We start from the raw sequence: 14,100 nt of genomic DNA, 5'->3' as shown, positions 1-14,100 counted from the left end.
AATGGCTACGGGATTTTGACTATTATTTCTCCTTTAGAGGTAACAATTGATGAAGCCAACGACAATTAAAAAAAGTTTTGACTGTTTAGCTTTTAAACAAACCAGTCAAGAAAAAATGGCTGAAGACATGAAAAATCTCAGTTATTCAGATCAGATTGAATATCTTCAAAAAAAGATTAATGAAAGTGATTTAAAGTTATGGTGGGAATCCATCAATAACAAGAAATAAGGCGCATTATACTCTGTTAATGCACCCGACAAAATAAGCGTGCTGCTACGCAGTGCCTTCAGTATCACACTCAGTCTCCAAAAATGCTCTCAAATATCTCACGCTTGACTCTAAAGTTAATTTCTCTAAGTCTTTGATAAAAACTCTCCAAATTTTCAATTTCTATCTTTCCTTCTTTGAGAAGTTTACGAATAATCGCTAAAGTTCCTTTAACATTTAAGCCTAAGCGTAGTGCTTCTTTTCTTGCTGCAAAGTCATCAAGGATGATATAATCAGTTTGTAATTCTATTCCTAAAGTAATGGCATCAGATTCACCTTTCCCTAAACGTTCATTTAAACTATTTGCTAGAGAGATTAATTTAATATTTAGGATAATTAATTTCTGTTGATTGATCAGCTTATTAAGAGTCTCTGAAGATTGATCTTGTTTGGCATTAATTTCTTGTTGTACGGTTGCAGGCAAATAAAAATTATCATTAGAATCTAGGAATTTTTCTAAAAATCCTAACTGAGACAAAAAGATTAAAGGGGAAGAATTAAAAACAATTTTCATAGAGATTACCATTTTTTTTCTCTATCTATGTCTTCTGTAGTAAGATAAGAAAAATCGATTCCCATTAATTCTAAAATTTTCAAGAACATTTCTGTATCCATTTCCATGATTTCTGCGGCTTTATGAAGACTGATGATGCGAGAAACTAAAGCACCCACCACAAAAATAAATTGTTCTTTTTGTTCAATATTATCAAATAATTGTATTTCGGCGGCAATTTCTTGAAAAGTAATCGAAGTATTCATTGTCTTGCTAAGTTTCATCAATTAAGACATATCTAACTTAATTTTAACACAAAACCAACCCAACAAACTGCCTTGCCTCAATCTTTTAAATTAACGTCTTTGGATCATTTCATCAATAGACAATAAATAAGGCGCATTATAATTTGTTAATGCACCCTAAAAAAATCAGCGTGCTGCTTTGCGAATATCTTCGAGATCGCACTGATGTTGCCTTACTGGGAAAAAATGGTATAATAACAAGGATTGATTGATCTTATTGGCAAGTAATTATGTCATCTTTAGTTATCTCACAACATATTGAAATCACTCCTGGTATCTGTGGTGGAAAACCTCGTATTGCTGGACATCGAATTAAAGTTCAAGATATTGTAATTTGGCATGAAAGAATGGGAATGTCACCAGATGAAATTATTTATCACCATCCTACTATTACCCTAGCAGATGTTTATGCGGCCTTGACCTATTACCATGACAATCGAGAAGAAATTAGACGACAAATTGAAGCAGGAGAAACTTTTGCTAAACAACTACAAGGAAACAAACCATCTTTAATTGAGAAAATATTACAGGGTGAAAATGCCAGTCAAGATTAAATTTCATCTGGATGAAAGTGTTAGTAATGCTATTGCAAACGGCTTGAGAATGCGGGGAGTTGATGTCACAACATCCCCAGAAGAGGGTCTAATTGGTGCATCTGATGGAAGACAACTAGCTTATGCTTTGTCCCAACAACGAGTCATTTTTACTTTTGATGATGATTTTCTTAGTTTGGCCTCTACAGGTATTGAACATTGTGGCATTATTTACACTCGCCAACAACGTCAGCCAATTGGAAAAATTATCAGTGATTTAGTCTTAATTTGGGAATGTTTAGAACCTCAATATATGTATAAAAAGATTGAGTTTTTGTAAAGATTAGACACAATAATAAATAAGGCGCATTATACTCTGTTAATGCACCCGATCAGAAAAGCGATCACACTAATAAAGATATTCCTCTTTATCAGTTTCAATGACACAATTAGAAGTAGGATAAGCAACACAAAGCAATACATAACCATCGTCTATTTGATCATCATCTAAGAAAGATTGATCTGATTGATCTACACTACCAGAAACGATCTTACCAGCACAGGAACTACAAGCTCCCGCACGACAATCAGAAGTAATATCTAGTCCGTATTCTTCAGCTACATCAAGAATGTACTCATCAGCAGGAACTTCAATTGTCTCTTTTCCATCAGGAGTAATTAAAGTTACATTATAGTAACCTGGACGAGAATTATTAGTTGATGAAGTGTTCAATTTATTTCTTATCTCAGCAGGAACATCATCATAAGTTACTTTATTTTTATCGTAAATTGTTTGCGTTGTTCTTGGATTTTCAGAAATCATTTGTTTAGCTTTTTTAAAAGCTTCTGGAGCAGCTGTTTTACCTGTTGCCATTAACAATCCTGAATCATGCCAACTATTTAAAAATCGAACTGCTTTTCTGACAAATTTTCTTTCTTCACTACCAAGACCATCATATCCTTTAATAGCTTGTCTAATTAAACTCCCAACCATGGCACCCGTAATGGGAATACCAATTGATTGGATAATAGGAATACCCGTAGAAATAAGAGCAATCAAAGCACCTACTGTTCCTGCTGCTCCTCCAATTGTTGCAATGAGTTTAAGACCAGCTACAACATCTTTTTTAGTCCATGCTTCATTTGCATAAGTTTTCAAATCTTCTTCAAGTTGACTTAAATCATCATCGATTCCACCCATTTTTTTTGTCTCCTTACCACCACTTATCGTTGAATTGAGAAACTATTATCACAAGACAAAATAATACAATACCCATTATTATCCATGGGTTTTGTGTAAATTCAAAAAGAAGGACAACAGTACAGGTAATTAAAATGAAAAGAGCAATATAAGCAAGAAATTTCATGATTTCTCCGAAAGATTATTTGCGACGTTTATTCATTTCTCTATTAATCTCCTTTTCATATGAGTGTACTATCTGTGCCACCTTATGAGCATTTTCATAAGAATAGTCAAATTTTTCATGGAGCAAGTCTTCAATAGCATCAGGTAAATACTCAAAATCTATATCTAACATGAGAGCTAATTTTGCAAATTTTCCTGCCATTTTTTTGATGTCACCATCACACATGGCTTGCAATCCGTCTCCCACAAGTTTAAGTCTGTCCGTAGTCCAAAGAACATATCCAACAGCGAGTGACGAAGTTGTTGCAATTGTCGTAACGGTAGTAGCGGTAGTAGCTAACCCATTAACCGCAACACTATTCGCAATCATAGCACCTCCTTTTGCTGCCATTGCACTTGTACCATGTGCTGCTAACCAGTGTGCAATAGCTATAGCTCCTTTGACCATTAAAAATGATTCTACGATCGGCATAACAATTTACCTCTTTTGTGAATTATTTAAAATTCGGGATAATGCTTCACCAGAGAACTTATTTTTGAGGTTTCTAGTGATAATCTTGGCAAAAATTATTTCACAAACTACACTGACGATGAGTCCAGCAATTATTTGGAATACCAAAGGTAGCCAAGAAAACAAGACAAGAGCGATGACAATCTCAAGAGTTAATCTAAAAGCTTGGGATGTCTCTAAATTGTGTAACAACCAATTTGGTTTCATATTTTCAAATCTACCCTCCCGAATACTTGATACCAACTTGACTTAAAATCTGAACCACTTTACTCGCGTCATAACTGGGTACTTCTATCTGATCCCCTGAAATTGAGGCATTTGAACCCAATGAACCGACGATTTTTGCCTTAGCTTCTGATTTTTTAGAATCGAGCGCATACTTGTCTAAAACGAACTTCGTCATAAAATACCTACGTTAAACTGAGACATAAGCAATAATACTTAGAACTAGCGTTGCTGAGTTAGATATGGTTAGTTTTAGGTCTGTTTTGCTTAACTACATTCCATCATGCCAAACGCTTCCAAAAAGTGACAACCCCTAAACATCGGATTTTATCGGGAGTTTTGTCGGGTAAATTTTTCTGAAAATTGGAAAAAGCGGGATTTAGTTGGGCTATAATACCCAAAAGTCTTTTGCTGTGTCGATTGTATGAATATCACGGAAGTTTTACAACTGATTGACGAACGCCTTATTGAGCGAGATAAAAAGCCGCTAAATACTATCCAGAAGGCTATTTTTGAAGGGAGTTGGCAAGGACAGAGTTATCAAGAAATAGGTAACGAATATCACCGCAGTGAGACTCATATTAGAGAGGAAGGTGCTAAATTATGGAAGCTTTTATCGGATGCTTTTGGGGAAGAAATAAGAAAATCTAATTTTCGTTCTACTATAGAAAGAATGAAGATTAAATCATCTCCAAATTCTTTGAATGTTGTAAATAGTAACAATAACCATTTTTGCCATACACAAACCTTCACTTTACCCAATGACAATGATAAAAATAGATATATAAACTCTCAATCTGAATCAAAATATCATGATCTAACCCTTGCTCCCCAAATTATTGACTTTTATGATCGAGAAAATGAACTGGCAACAGTCTCGAACTGGGTATTTAAGCAAAATACTCGCTTAATTGCTGTTTTGGGATTATGGGGAATAGGAAAAACCACCCTAGTTAAACGATTTATTGATCTCAATTTAGAACAATTTGAAGTGGTGATTTGGAAAAGTTTAAAATTTCCTAAGTCTTTAGATTTATGGCTAAATGATTTATTGAATACTTGCCAAAAAGAACCGAAGGAAAGCACCGATAATAAAATCCAGCAATTGTTAGAAGTTCTAAGCAATCATAAATGTTTAATCGTCTTAGATGATTTTCAAAATCTTTTTGCTGTTGGTCAAATGGCGGGTAATTATCAACCTGAATATAGCAGTTATCAACATTTTTTAAAACTGATTGCAGAAATCCAACACCAGAGCCATTTTATTCTCATTAGTCAAGAAAAATCTGCGGAAATGAACTATCTTAATCAAGAAAATTCTCCTATTCAATGCTTAGAATTATCAGGATTTGAAGCGATTGATTTTCTTGAAAATAAAGGTTTACAAGATGGGGAAAGATGGTTAGAATTAATTCAATTATACGAAGGTAATCCTTTTTATTTAACTGATATTGCCGTTTTGATTAAAGATGTTTTTGATGGCAAGGTTAACGATTTCTTGGCAGAAAATAGCTTAGTTATTACAAAAAAAATGCAGTCTCATTTAAAACAAATTTTTGGTCGCTGTTCTCCCCTTGCCCAACAAATCGCCTTAGAATTAAGTAAAGTTGATCAACCTTTATCTAGAGAGGAGTTAAAAAATAACCTAGATTTATCTGCTAGTGATTTAATCAATGGTTTACAATCCTTGCAACAACGTTATTTAATTCAAAGGGAGCAAAACCGATTTCAATTATCATCTATTTTTAAAGCGTATATCAAAAGCGATTGATTGTAATATTTTTTAGAGGAGATCGAGTCTGAAAAAGAACCCTTCCAACCTCTTAAACTGATTAGTAACAATTAGAGGCAATCAGCGATATTGATAGCGATCTGTGAGATTATTCTTGAGATAATATAAGGTCGATGTCTGATAACTGATAATTGATCGCTGAATTTAACTTCTTAAAGAAACTTGGAACTGTTTAACTAAAGCTTCTCGCACTTTTGTCATTAAGGGTTCCACATCTTCATCGGTTAAAGTTCGATCGCTGGCACGATAGACTAAACTAAAGGCCAAACTACAATGATTTTCTGGCACATTCTGCCCCTGATAGCGATCGAATAATTCGACTTTTTCTAAAAGAGTTCCCCCAGCATTTTTGATAGTTTTTGTCAATCTATCTACGGGTATATCTGTAGAAACAAAGAAGGCGATATCTCGTGCCGCCCCCGGATAGGTAGAATAGACCTGTAAACGCGGGGTAATTTTGGCACTATCGCTAAGAGTTGCTAACAGGATCGGGAACTGGATTTCAAAGGCATAAACTGCCTCAATTAATCCCTTTTGCTGACGCAATTGCGGGTGTAGTTGACCGAATATACCTAGGCGTTGTTTGCCAATCCATAAAGATGCTGTTCGTCCGGGATGAAAACGCGCATCTTCGGCATCTTTTTCGTAGCTTACTGTCAGCGAAAGGCGATCGAATACTGCTTCTAAAATGCCTTTTGCTTCATACCAAGTCATGGCCACCTCTTTACCCGATCGCAGCCAACGTCCAGCAGGGAAGAAATCACCGCCAAAAATGCCAGCAATCGCATCGTATTCGTTGATATTATCCGATTCTAAGCGGAAAACTCGCCCGATCTCGAAGCCATTTAAGGAACCGTTACCCTGAGACTGATTATACTCAAACGCTTCGATTAAACCGTCGAGGAGATTAGTCCGCAAAGCAGAATACTCGACAAAAAGGGGATTAGCGAGGACAACTTCCGCTAATTCCGGTTTAACTAGGGAATACTGGACTAATTCCGTCAAACCGACTGCTCGAAAAGCTTCCCGTACCCGACGCTGTATAGTTTCCTCAAAGGATAATCCTCCGGCTGCGGTTTTTGCTGGCAAAGTATCGACAAAGCGATCATATCCGTACAGTCGCGCCACTTCTTCAATTAAGTCAATTTCTCGTTCTAAATCCCGATAACGGTAGTCTGGCACTGTCACAGTCCACAGAACAGGATTTTTCGAGGTTAACTGTAATTCACAGCCTAAATTGCCTAAAATCCGTTCCACATCTTCGGCGAGAATTTTGCCGATCGCACCATTATCTAGGGTAACTTGACCCAGTAGCTGCTGCAAACGTTCTAAACGCAATTCGATCGAACGACTGGACTGATCGGCACGATAATCAGCTTTAACCTGACTGCTGACAGTTCCCCCAGCTAACTCTAGAATCAAATCGATCGCCCTTTGACAAGCATATTCCAAAGCGGCGGGATTAACACCGCGTTCATAGCGTCCGGAAGATTCGCTGCGTAAACCCTGCGCTTTTGAGGAACGACGGATAGCGATCGGATCGAATAAAGCCGACTCTAGCACAAGATTAACGGTTTCCTCGTTAACTTCTGTATCTTGACCTCCCATCACTCCCGCTAAAGCTACCGGCTTATTATTGGCAGTAATTAATAAATTAAGCTCTTTTAAGCTTCTTTCCTGACCATCAAGGGTAATGATTTTTTCCCCTTCCTCGGCAAAACGGACCCCAATAGTAACGGATTTACCTCCGGCAAAACTTTGTAAACGATCGCGATCGAAAGCGTGTAAGGGTTGTCCCCACTCCAAAAGTACATAATTAGTAATATCGACCACATTATTGATCGATCGCAATCCGGCAGCCTGTAAACGCTGTTGCAACCATAGCGGAGATGGGCCAATTTTTACCCCCTCGATCACCGTACCAATATAAGCAGGACAAGCTTTATTTTCTGATATTTCCAGCGTTAAATCTTTTTTAGGGGAAAATTCACCTAATTTCACTTTTGGTAGGCTTAATTCTCCTCCTGTCAAAGCTGCCACTTCCCGCGCGACTCCGATCATACTCAAAGCATCGGCACGGTTAGCGGTGGGAGAAATATCTAAAATCACCTCATCGAGTCCTAAAAGGGGACGAACATCTGTACCTAAAGGGAGATTTTCCTGGCTAAAAATGTGGATTCCTTCAGAATCTTTAGTTAATCCTAATTCTGCGAGGGAACAGATCATCCCTTCCGATTTTACCCCGCGCAATTTAGCCGGTTTAATCGTTAAATTGATTTTGGCTAAATAGGTTCCCAAAGTAGCCACGGGAACTAGAATATCAGCCCTAGCATTGGGCGCACCACAGACAATTGTACTAAGATTTTCCTGACCGATATCCACCTGACAGACACTTAATTTATCCGCATTGGGATGGGGTTGGCGATCGATAATTTTACCAATAACCACACCCTTTGCCCATTCTCGGCGATCCTCGATCTCTTCCACTTCTATTCCCGCAATTGTCAATAATTCGGCTAATTCTTGGGGAGATTGGGCTATTTTGACTAATTCTCGTAACCAGTTGATCGAAATCCGCATCGTTAATTCTTGCTTGCCGTTGGTTCTTAACTATTGTAAACGGTGGGTTGTCACCGCGACTGGGTTGGCAGGAAAATGATTGCTAGTCAAAAAAAGAGCCACAAATGAGTTATAATACAAGGGTTTTATCGTAAAAATTGCAAATTTTATCTTTGATCCTAGCTATTTCAGTTATTATCGGCAATATTGTAGGAGCCAGTAAAAATGACTCGGCTTTTTGAAAGTTTACAAATCAGTGGTTATCGTGGTTTTGAACAAATAGAACTGTCTTCTCTAGGACAGGTGAACATTTTTGTCGGTAATAATAATTCTGGCAAAACTAGCATTCTCGAAGCTGTTTCAATTGTTTGTAATCCCCTCGATCCCTTTCAGTGGCTAGAAGTGGCCCAACGTCGATTATACTTAGGCAGAATATCTTTAATGCGACCGGATTTGGAAGCAATTAAATGGGTTTTCTTTCGTCAGAATAATCTTGCTAGTAACCCATCCTATCAAGGACAAATTTCGATCAAGTGTACTGGAAATTCACCAATTAAAAATCTAGCGGCTAATCTCACCGATATTTACGGTGCGAGCAACGAAAAAGGCAACCCAGAAAAGTTCAATGATGATTCCACCGATTCGGAAACAGATCTGGTTATCAATGGGTTAGAATTAAGTGTTACCGCCCATATTTTAGAGCAAGGCAGTCTGCTTGGGATAGATAATGAACAAGTATTTCAGTTTTGGGAAAAAGAGCGTTTTATTCAAAGGAAAAGACAAAAAATACTGGTGGAGAATGCCACCATATTTCCTGCTTATTTGTCCTCGGAACCAATTCTAGATAGACTATCCAAAATTATCCTAAAGGAAGAAAATAACAAAGATGACATCCTAGCTTTAATTCGGTTATTTGACGAGGAAATCACCGACCTACAAATACTTTCACCCAACAATAGACCAACTCTTTATATAGAACATAAACAGCTTGGTTTTGCTCCTCTCTATGTGTTTGGTGACGGATTTAAAAGAACCTTAGTTATGGTGCTTAGTTTGTTGACAATTACCGATGGGGTACTTCTAATTGATGAAATCGAGACATCTATTCATATTTCTGCCTTAAGTCGTGTATTTTCTTGGTTAATTAACACCTGTAATCAAAGAAGAATTCAACTTTTTGTAACTACCCATAGTTTAGAAGCAGTTGATGCCATGCTACGGTCAGAAAAGGCCATAGAAGACATGGTAGCTTTTCGATTAAATTCTCCAAGGGAAAAACCTCAAAGATTTTCGGGCGATTTATTGCATAGATTGCGTTGGGAACGTGGGTTAGATGTGAGGTAAAGATGGTGAGATACTGCTATATTGTTGTCGAAGGTCCCCAGGATGTCGAATTCCTAATTGGTTTACTTAAATTTTATGGCTTAAAGCGAGTTATTCATTTATCTTCATTGGATAAATTTTGGGAAACACTTATCCCGAAAGCTTATCCACTAGACGATGATTTAACCAAACGAGTACCAGTACCATCTTTTGTTCAAAATGAGCAACTATCAATCGCTTTACATAGTGCTATTGGCGATACACGCATAGCGCAAACCATCGAAGAAAGTCTCAAGTTTATTCAACCTTCACAGCTTTTTAGTGTGGGGATTTTTGCCGATGCTGATTACAGGGAAACACCTCAAGAAAGGTTCAATAAACTAATTACTAAGTTATCGGATATTGACTTACCAAATTTGCTACCACCTTCTCAAATTGGTCAAGTTAACAATCATTCGCCTCGCTGTGGTATTTTCATCGCTCCTAACAATCGTGAGCAAGGAACTTTAGAAGATATTCTCCTCGAATGTGCTAAGATAAATTATCCTGATTTACTCAATCTTTCTCAAACCTACATAGAAAGTATTGACAGGAATCAGTTAACTAAAAATGATCTAGAAGATTTTAAAAAACCAGCAGGTGAAAAGAAAGCAATTATATCCAGTATTAGTAGTATATTAAGACCGGGTAAAGCCCTACAAGTTTCCCTACAAGATAATCGCTGGCTAGATAAGCAAACCCTAGAATTAGAGAGCATCAAGCTTATTAAAAATTTCCTTGAGCAAATTATCGGACTTTGAGAAAAAAAAGATAATTGAATAGCTGCTATCGAAATTATCCCCATCTCCACTAAAAACAAGCTATCCTAAAGATTGCCATCCCGTTGCGATTCTATCCGTGCCTTACTATTCCCAATATCCCGACGCTTTTACTCCCAGTTATCTGAGCGAACTACAAGGACAGATTCTCGCTTGTCCCCACTTCACAGTTAACAATTTAAATCGAGATTTCGTTAAAACCAAAGGCTTTTCCATCGCTTTTCGACGCACACAAATCAGCGAAGTTGCACGAATGTTTCCCTATTTTAAACCCTATCTTGATCGCAGTTTACAAGCTGACTGCAACGCTTTTTATCTTAACCCCTTACTCCTACAAACCGGTTCACGCGTCGATCCCCATATCGATCGCTCCCTGCGCTCCTATTGTAAAACAATCGATCCTCCGCTCCTAGTTAGCGTCCTTTATGTGCAGGTTCCTAAAGATATTCAAGGGGGGGAACTGGTACTAGCAACAGGCAATCGTTCCGTGGCCCAGATTCGTCCTTGTGCTAACACCCTGATCCTCTTTCAAGGAGATCTCACCCATTCAGTTAATCCCGTTAGCTGTTCTGGTATTCGTCTGAGTCTTGTCTGCGAACAATATCGTTTAGATGCCGAAGAATTGCGAGAGATTCCCGAAATACAGATAGAATCGCGAACCATAAAACCAGAAAAGAAAAAAAAGAAAGCTCGGGTTGTTGCCCTACAATAAAAGGGCATTTTTGTAAAGATATTCTAGATGGTGATGCGCGAACCGATCGTCGAATTAAGGGGAGTAACCAAAGCTTTCGGCAAGAAAGTAATCTTAAATAACGTCGATCTGAAAGTGTACGAAGGGGAAGCGATCGGCGTGATCGGTCCATCGGGGACGGGAAAATCGACGATTTTGCGCTTAGTCGCCGGATTACTGGCCCCCGATCGAGGAGAAGTGTACATCTACGGCACAAAACGCCAGAGAACCGTAGAACAGGGGGAAGATCCCCTCGGTGTTGGTCTAGTTTTCCAACAATCGGCCCTTTTTGACTCCCTCACTGTCGGGGAAAATGTCGGTTTTGCTCTCTATCGCAACTCAAAGCTAAAACGAGCCGAAATCCGGGATTTAGTGGAAGAAAAACTCGATTTAGTGGGAATGTCCGGTTCCTACGACCTCTATCCCTCTGAAATATCCGGAGGGATGCGAAAACGCGTCAGTTTAGCCAGAGCAATTATCAGCGATCCCTCGATCGCCGCCGATCGACCGAACATTCTCCTTTACGATGAACCCACTGCCGGACTCGATCCCGTCGCTTCTACCCGCATCCAGACGGTAATTATGGAACTTCTCAAAGTAAAAAAAGCCTGTGGGGCCCATCTCATTGTCACCCACGTCCACAGCACCATCGAAAATACCACCGATCGCATCGTTTTTCTCTATAAAGGTCAATTTCAATGGGTTGGGCCGACTCAAGAGGCTTATCACTCGGAAATCCCCGTACTCAAGCAATTTTTTACCGGCAGTATCGACGGACCAATTCAGTGATCAGTAAACAGTAAACAGTAATCAGTAATCAGTGAACTGATAAGCTGCCCGCGCATTTAAATTGCTTGTTGAGACGAGGCAAGAGGCACTCTTGCAAGACCCCCCCAACCCCCAAACCCCCTGCCCCCCCCCGACATCGGGAGGGTCGGGGGAAATTCAGCTAATCTAAGGATAGGCGGTTAAGATGCGTCTTAGCTTAACTCGCATCTGATCACTGATAACTGATAACTGATCACTGATCACTGATCACTGATCGCTGAAATACCCCGATTTCTCCTGTAAGATACTGTGTAGAGATGAGGAGTAATTATTTATGGAAGCTGGCGGTTCACAACGGGGGATTTCCCCAACTCTGCGGCAAAGTGGTATCGGTTTAATGTTACTGACATCGGGGGGAATATTAATCTGGTTTATCGCCTGGTTAAGTAATTTTAGCTTCGGGGGGCGCAGTTATCGAGCCAGCTTCCTTTTTCCTAATGTGGGTGGCATGATGGTGGGAACCCGCGTCGGTTATCGGGGAGTGAGAATCGGGCAAGTGACGGCAATTACCCCAGAACCGGAGGGAGTCGCCGTAGAAGTGGAGATTTCGCCAGCAGATCGCCTAATTCCCAGTAATTCCCTCATCGAAGCCATTCAATCCGGTTTAGTGGGTGAAACCACGATCGATATTACTCCCCTGCAAGCTTTACCCGTCGGTGGTGTCAAAGAACCCCCTTTGAGTCCTAACTGTAATGGGGAAGTGATTATCTGTAACGGTTCCCGTTTACAAGGGCAATCGGCGCTAAATGTCAATACCTTGATCAGATCTTTACTGAGAATTTCTAATCTAGTTAGCGATCCCGATATGGTGGCCGGATTTCGTTCTTTTACCCAACGCGCTGCTAATGCCTTGGGGGGACTCGATCGCTTTAGTGGTGAGGCAACCACCGCTTTAAGCGAGGTTCGTCGCAGCGGTACTCTAGGTAAAGTTAATTCGGGGATGAGATCCCTGGAATCCTTACCGCAAGTATCCGGTTCTCTCGATCGCCTTTCTAGTGATCTTTCTGGTGTCGGGGGATTGAGTCAGGAAGCAACTACTTTACTGAGAAGTTTACAGGGAAGTGGCGGCCTGAGAAATTTAGACGCTACCCTAGTGGAGGCCCGAAAAACGCTGCTTTTGGTGGGAGAAACCACCGAAGAACTGCGGGTTTTTTTGGCAGCTAATCAAAATCGTTTAATTGCTACTCTCGATAGTATCAAAACTACTAGCGATCGCCTACAAACTACTCTCGCTGCTTTGGATCCGATTCTGACGGAAGTGCAGAAAAGCCAAATTATCGAGAATTTAAACACTATTTCGGCAAATGCTGTTAAATTAAGTGAAAATTTGGGAAATTTTACCGCTTATCTCTCCGATCCTGCCACTGTTGTCACCCTACAGCAACTCCTCGACTCCTCTCGCGCTGCTTTTGCCAATCTTCAGAAAATCACCTCGGATGTGGATGAAATTACCGGTAATCCGCAACTGCGACAGGAAATTATCCGTTTAATTCAAGGTTTAAGTCGTTTGGTTTCTTCTAGCGAACAACTACAGCAGGAATTCGCCCAAGGTCAAGCAATGACAAGAATGGCCGCCCAAATTGCGACAATAGCCCCAAATCCCGCCCCTAATACCCCAGAAAAAGACCCTAAGAAACCTGAATCTGAGTAGCAGAATTTGGGGTTAGGGGTTGGGAAAAAAAAGTCCGAGCATTTGTACTAAATTGTTTCAAGACCCTGCTAGTGTGCCTAATTTTTTGTCATAGCTAAATGAGGAATTTCTTCACCATGTTGACGATAACTTTCTTTAACGCCTTCCCAAGCTAAAATTAATTGATTGAGTGCTGTTTGAGGGCTATCAGCAAAAGCGGAAACGCTAGGCATTTCTACTAAGTATGCTATCCAATCTCCCTCCTCATCTTGGAAGATATTAATGCTAAAACCGTTAAAATCCTCGGTGGTTGGATTCATTTTCTTCCTCCTGTATTTTTAAAAATTGTTTAACTTGATAAGCTTTCGCTTCACCGTTTTTTGTCGGTTGAATAGATAGACGGACTCTCTTGGATGAATACCAAATGTGATGACTTCCTGTTTGATGGTCAAAAGTCCAACCGCAAAGATTAAGCAAACTCTCAAATTCGCTAAAACGTAATCCTTGAGGCGATTTTTTGGCCTTTTCTAGCAGTTTTTCTTTTTTTCCCATCGATCGATCACAACGAACTCAATCTATTTGGCTCTCTTAGGTTTGGTGGGCAAAATGTATTCTAAGATACATTCTTCCTAGCGAGCGAGTGGAAGGAACCACAAAGACACAAAGGACACAAAGATTGATCGATCCTATATAAGTTAAACTTATCACACAGAACCTAG

General features: G+C 39.5%; 17 protein-coding genes. 9 read left to right on the top strand and 8 right to left on the bottom strand.

Annotation, left to right across the window (positions count from 1 at the left end; genetic code table 11):
• The first annotated feature begins 49 nt into the window (after nt 1-49).
• Complete coding sequence (locus ACE1AQ_RS18795; RefSeq protein ID WP_002747316.1) at nt 50-229, top strand: hypothetical protein; 180 nt, start codon at nt 50-52, stop codon at nt 227-229.
• A 70-nt stretch (nt 230-299) separates the two neighbouring features.
• On the opposite strand, the gene ACE1AQ_RS18790 is transcribed toward ACE1AQ_RS18795, so the two are convergent.
• Nucleotides 300-782 carry a DUF3368 domain-containing protein gene (locus ACE1AQ_RS18790; protein WP_039899737.1) on the bottom strand — a complete coding sequence of 161 codons (483 nt, stop codon included), beginning with the start codon at nt 780-782 and terminating at the stop codon, nt 300-302.
• Between the two features lie 5 nt (nt 783-787).
• On the bottom strand, nt 788-1,027 hold the full coding sequence (locus ACE1AQ_RS18785) for a UPF0175 family protein (RefSeq protein WP_002754053.1): 240 nt from the start codon (nt 1,025-1,027) through the stop codon (nt 788-790).
• Nucleotides 1,028-1,296: 269 nt separating this feature from the next.
• Here ACE1AQ_RS18785 and ACE1AQ_RS18780 point away from each other — a divergent pair, with 269 nt between their 5' ends.
• Nucleotides 1,297-1,620 (top strand): DUF433 domain-containing protein, encoded by a 324-nt coding sequence (locus tag ACE1AQ_RS18780; RefSeq protein WP_002802877.1) that lies wholly within the window; start codon nt 1,297-1,299, stop codon nt 1,618-1,620.
• Entirely contained in the window at nt 1,604-1,939 is a 336-nt protein-coding gene (locus ACE1AQ_RS18775) for a DUF5615 family PIN-like protein (protein ID WP_110544309.1), read from the top strand. The genes ACE1AQ_RS18780 and ACE1AQ_RS18775 overlap by 17 nt, the downstream gene beginning before the upstream one ends.
• Before the next feature lie 69 nt (nt 1,940-2,008).
• Here ACE1AQ_RS18775 and ACE1AQ_RS18770 read toward each other — a convergent pair whose 3' ends face one another.
• The 3 genes from ACE1AQ_RS18770 to ACE1AQ_RS18760 form a co-directional block, all read right to left on the bottom strand.
• A complete protein-coding gene (locus ACE1AQ_RS18770) occupies nt 2,009-2,332 on the bottom strand; it encodes a ferredoxin (protein WP_110544344.1) in 324 nt (107 codons plus the stop codon).
• A gap of 649 nt (nt 2,333-2,981) precedes the next feature.
• The gene (locus tag ACE1AQ_RS18765; RefSeq protein WP_110544311.1) at nt 2,982-3,437 is read right to left on the bottom strand and encodes a hypothetical protein; all 456 of its coding nucleotides are present in this window, start codon (nt 3,435-3,437) and stop codon (nt 2,982-2,984) included.
• Between the two features lie 256 nt (nt 3,438-3,693).
• A complete protein-coding gene (locus tag ACE1AQ_RS18760; protein WP_002754073.1) occupies nt 3,694-3,879 on the bottom strand; it encodes a hypothetical protein in 186 nt (61 codons plus the stop codon).
• 246 nt (nt 3,880-4,125) lie between these two features.
• On the opposite strand from ACE1AQ_RS18760, the gene ACE1AQ_RS18755 reads away from it, so the two are divergent.
• Nucleotides 4,126-5,472, top strand: coding sequence for an AAA family ATPase (locus ACE1AQ_RS18755; protein ID WP_110544314.1), 1,347 nt, complete (start codon nt 4,126-4,128; stop codon nt 5,470-5,472).
• Nucleotides 5,473-5,637: 165 nt separating this feature from the next.
• Here the strand turns inward: ACE1AQ_RS18755 and pheT are convergent, their stop codons facing one another.
• On the bottom strand, nt 5,638-8,073 hold the full coding sequence (gene pheT / locus ACE1AQ_RS18750) for a phenylalanine--tRNA ligase subunit beta (RefSeq protein ID WP_374808991.1): 2,436 nt from the start codon (nt 8,071-8,073) through the stop codon (nt 5,638-5,640).
• A gap of 204 nt (nt 8,074-8,277) precedes the next feature.
• Between pheT and ACE1AQ_RS18745 the strand changes: the two genes are divergently transcribed.
• From ACE1AQ_RS18745 to ACE1AQ_RS18725, 5 genes are all read left to right on the top strand, one after another.
• The gene (locus ACE1AQ_RS18745; RefSeq protein ID WP_110544318.1) at nt 8,278-9,396 is read left to right on the top strand and encodes an ATP/GTP-binding protein; all 1,119 of its coding nucleotides are present in this window, start codon (nt 8,278-8,280) and stop codon (nt 9,394-9,396) included.
• A 2-nt stretch (nt 9,397-9,398) separates the two neighbouring features.
• Nucleotides 9,399-10,175: a DUF3226 domain-containing protein gene (locus ACE1AQ_RS18740; protein ID WP_110544320.1), complete on the top strand. Its 777-nt coding sequence runs from the start codon at nt 9,399-9,401 to the stop codon at nt 10,173-10,175.
• Between the two features lie 97 nt (nt 10,176-10,272).
• Complete coding sequence (locus ACE1AQ_RS18735; protein ID WP_110544322.1) at nt 10,273-10,905, top strand: 2OG-Fe(II) oxygenase; 633 nt, start codon at nt 10,273-10,275, stop codon at nt 10,903-10,905.
• 27 nt (nt 10,906-10,932) lie between these two features.
• Nucleotides 10,933-11,712 (top strand): ABC transporter ATP-binding protein, encoded by a 780-nt coding sequence (locus ACE1AQ_RS18730; RefSeq protein WP_002763710.1) that lies wholly within the window; start codon nt 10,933-10,935, stop codon nt 11,710-11,712.
• 313 nt (nt 11,713-12,025) lie between these two features.
• A complete protein-coding gene (locus tag ACE1AQ_RS18725; RefSeq protein WP_110544324.1) occupies nt 12,026-13,402 on the top strand; it encodes an MlaD family protein in 1,377 nt (458 codons plus the stop codon).
• Between the two features lie 77 nt (nt 13,403-13,479).
• On the opposite strand, the gene ACE1AQ_RS18720 is transcribed toward ACE1AQ_RS18725, so the two are convergent.
• Together ACE1AQ_RS18720 and ACE1AQ_RS18715 are read right to left on the bottom strand one after the other, a co-directional pair.
• Nucleotides 13,480-13,701 carry a type II toxin-antitoxin system HicB family antitoxin gene (locus tag ACE1AQ_RS18720; RefSeq protein WP_106909757.1) on the bottom strand — a complete coding sequence of 74 codons (222 nt, stop codon included), beginning with the start codon at nt 13,699-13,701 and terminating at the stop codon, nt 13,480-13,482.
• Complete coding sequence (locus ACE1AQ_RS18715; protein WP_106909756.1) at nt 13,676-13,933, bottom strand: type II toxin-antitoxin system HicA family toxin; 258 nt, start codon at nt 13,931-13,933, stop codon at nt 13,676-13,678. Before ACE1AQ_RS18715 ends, ACE1AQ_RS18720 begins: the two co-directional genes overlap by 26 nt.
• Nucleotides 13,934-14,100 lie beyond the last annotated feature (167 nt).

The sequence above is a fragment of the Microcystis sp. BLCC-F209 genome (genome assembly GCF_041928595.1).
GTDB lineage: Bacteria > Cyanobacteriota > Cyanobacteriia > Cyanobacteriales > Microcystaceae > Microcystis.
This window is presented reverse-complemented; position numbering and strand designations above follow the sequence as displayed.

Coding starts and splice junctions, on each gene's coding strand:
- ACE1AQ_RS18795 (WP_002747316.1), top strand. CDS start 50: ATGAAGCCAACGACAATTAAAAAAAGTTTTGACTGTTTAGCTTTTAAA.
- ACE1AQ_RS18790 (WP_039899737.1), bottom strand. CDS start 782: ATGAAAATTGTTTTTAATTCTTCCCCTTTAATCTTTTTGTCTCAGTTA.
- ACE1AQ_RS18785 (WP_002754053.1), bottom strand. CDS start 1,027: ATGAATACTTCGATTACTTTTCAAGAAATTGCCGCCGAAATACAATTA.
- ACE1AQ_RS18780 (WP_002802877.1), top strand. CDS start 1,297: ATGTCATCTTTAGTTATCTCACAACATATTGAAATCACTCCTGGTATC.
- ACE1AQ_RS18775 (WP_110544309.1), top strand. CDS start 1,604: ATGCCAGTCAAGATTAAATTTCATCTGGATGAAAGTGTTAGTAATGCT.
- ACE1AQ_RS18765 (WP_110544311.1), bottom strand. CDS start 3,437: ATGCCGATCGTAGAATCATTTTTAATGGTCAAAGGAGCTATAGCTATT.
- ACE1AQ_RS18760 (WP_002754073.1), bottom strand. CDS start 3,879: ATGACGAAGTTCGTTTTAGACAAGTATGCGCTCGATTCTAAAAAATCA.
- ACE1AQ_RS18755 (WP_110544314.1), top strand. CDS start 4,126: ATGAATATCACGGAAGTTTTACAACTGATTGACGAACGCCTTATTGAG.
- pheT (WP_374808991.1), bottom strand. CDS start 8,073: ATGCGGATTTCGATCAACTGGTTACGAGAATTAGTCAAAATAGCCCAA.
- ACE1AQ_RS18745 (WP_110544318.1), top strand. CDS start 8,278: ATGACTCGGCTTTTTGAAAGTTTACAAATCAGTGGTTATCGTGGTTTT.
- ACE1AQ_RS18740 (WP_110544320.1), top strand. CDS start 9,399: ATGGTGAGATACTGCTATATTGTTGTCGAAGGTCCCCAGGATGTCGAA.
- ACE1AQ_RS18730 (WP_002763710.1), top strand. CDS start 10,933: ATGGTGATGCGCGAACCGATCGTCGAATTAAGGGGAGTAACCAAAGCT.
- ACE1AQ_RS18725 (WP_110544324.1), top strand. CDS start 12,026: ATGGAAGCTGGCGGTTCACAACGGGGGATTTCCCCAACTCTGCGGCAA.
- ACE1AQ_RS18720 (WP_106909757.1), bottom strand. CDS start 13,701: ATGAATCCAACCACCGAGGATTTTAACGGTTTTAGCATTAATATCTTC.
- ACE1AQ_RS18715 (WP_106909756.1), bottom strand. CDS start 13,933: ATGGGAAAAAAAGAAAAACTGCTAGAAAAGGCCAAAAAATCGCCTCAA.